The sequence below is a fragment of the Paenibacillus sp. DS2015 genome (genome assembly GCF_050433705.1).
Lineage (GTDB): Bacteria > Bacillota > Bacilli > Paenibacillales > Paenibacillaceae > Paenibacillus_AQ.
Genome location: NZ_JBNPWS010000084.1, coordinates 1 through 1,505 on the forward strand (window position 1 = coordinate 1; position 1,505 = coordinate 1,505).

Genomic DNA, 1,505 nt, shown 5'->3' on the forward strand with positions numbered 1-1,505 from the left:
ACTCAACTTTCGCAGCTCAAATCTTTAAACAAACCCTTGATATAGCTGGGTAAACTAGCGATCCAATCCTGTAGTTGACAAAAAACAGACGTTTTGTTCTTTTTTATCTTCGCTTGAGCCATTTCAAGAAATAAAACCATGAGTTGTTGAAGTGCGGTCTGGAAGTCCACATCGCGGACTTCATCGGCAAATAGAAAGAAGAGTCCACCGAGAGTTCGGTCATCATTGGATTGCCGTCGCTCATATTCCATCGCCAAATAGCGGCTAAATACAATCGTGGTGTGGCTAATGAGTTGGTCAAACGAACGACCTTGAAATTCCGTTCCCAATTTCAAATAGCTTTTGGTCACTTTAAAGAAGGTCTCTATGCTCCAACGCATTCCGTAAATCCGTACGATTTCAGCAGAATCCAGGGCTACATCTGTACTCAAGATGGCAAGCCATTCCCGTCGTTTGTTCCGATTGCGTACAAAAACTAGTTTTACAGGCAGGCCGCAAGCTGTTTGGACGATCACAGAACCCTTAATATCCGAATCTTTTGATTTGGGAAGACTTTGAAAGACTTCGCGTAACGTCAATCGTTGTCCTTTAACGAGATATCGCTGCTTCATTTCTTTGACCATCCCAATGACAGAAAGATCCATGTCTGTTAACTGACGGAGGAGTGGTGCCTGAGTGAACCAACTATCCATTAGCACATAATCCGCGGTGAATCCAGCACGTAAAGCCCGGTCTAGCAAGGATATTACGGCATCTGGCTTCCGAGAGAAGGCCTCCATTCGGCGCTTATACCCTATGCTGCGCTTGGATAACTTCGAAGTCATCTCACAGATTCGATTCGTAAGTTTGGCTGAAGAAAGCATGACAAAGTCAAGCGGAGCAAAACTGAATCCATCGGACCAACCGAGTGTAAGCATGCAATAGCCTTTGGTAAATCGACCCGTTGTATGGTCAAACACCCGAGCCAGTAATTCAGCTTTTTTACTTCGATTACGGCTGAGTACGGAATCGTCGATGATGAATACTCGAACACGATTCGCAGAAATGAGCGACTCGAAATAACAAACTACGTGTTGGCTCAGGGCTTGCAGAAATCTGCGCCATGCAAAAGAAGAATGATTTAGAAAGCGATAGACAACGTCTTTTCCTGGAAGATCATCGCCACGCGGGCTTTCCAGCAAACGAAACCAATTCTTCCCTTCAAAGACAAGAGAGAAAACAATTTGAAAGACCGCAAGACTCGACAGTCCAAACGACTTGGAGATTCCCGCCTTTCTTAGAAATTTCCCCATATTAAGGGTTGAAAAAAGTTTGGAAAAACGAGACTGTTCAGACATGGAATGTTGTTGTAACATAGAGTTACACACCTTTCTTGTTGGCATGGTTGATTCGACACTTCCATGATACCAAACAAGCGAGGTGTTTTTGTCAATACGGATAAATTTATTGATTTCTTCTTACGGTCTTAAGGGTTTAAGCTGATAATCCAGCTGCGAAAGTTGAGT

The 1,505-nt window shown here is 43.7% G+C and carries 1 protein-coding gene; it reads right to left on the minus strand.

Annotated features, from left to right (window positions below):
- Nucleotides 1–2: 2 nt before the first annotated feature.
- Nucleotides 3–1,355, minus strand: coding sequence for an IS4 family transposase (locus J2T13_RS26210; RefSeq protein ID WP_429375650.1), 1,353 nt, complete (start codon nt 1,353–1,355; stop codon nt 3–5).
- Between the last annotated feature and the right edge of the window lie 150 nt (nt 1,356–1,505).

Excerpts from the sequence above, each read along its gene's own strand:
- J2T13_RS26210 (WP_429375650.1), bottom strand. The coding sequence starts at position 1,355 with ATGTTACAACAACATTCCATGTCTGAACAGTCTCGTTTTTCCAAACTT.